Here is a 308-nt window from a genome sequence, read left to right as displayed (position 1 = left end):
TGAGCGTGCTGCGCGCCGCGCACGCGGGCGCGCAGGTGGTGCTCGCCTCCGCCACGCCCTCGCTCGAGACATGGGCGAACGTCGAGGCGGGCAAGTATGACCGGCTCGAGCTCGCCGCGCGCTTCGGCGCGGTGCTGCCCGAGATGCGCGCCATCGACATGCGCGCCGAGGGGCTGCCCGCGGGGCGCTGGATCTCCGAGACGCTGGCGCGCGCGGTCGAGACGCGCATCGCGGCCGGCGAGCAGGCGCTTCTCTTCATCAACCGGCGGGGCTACGCGCCGGTCACCCTCTGCCGCGCCTGCGGGCAT

General features: G+C 75.3%; 1 pseudogene. It reads left to right on the top strand.

Annotated elements, in window-relative coordinates:
• Nucleotides 1-308: pseudogene (locus tag AB6A65_RS16895) on the top strand (primosomal protein N'); the annotation flags it as partial.

The sequence above is a fragment of the Rhodosalinus sp. FB01 genome (genome assembly GCF_041365715.1).
Taxonomy (GTDB): domain Bacteria; phylum Pseudomonadota; class Alphaproteobacteria; order Rhodobacterales; family Rhodobacteraceae; genus Rhodosalinus.
Note: the sequence above shows the minus strand (reverse complement) of the source record. Positions and strands in the feature narration are given on the sequence as shown.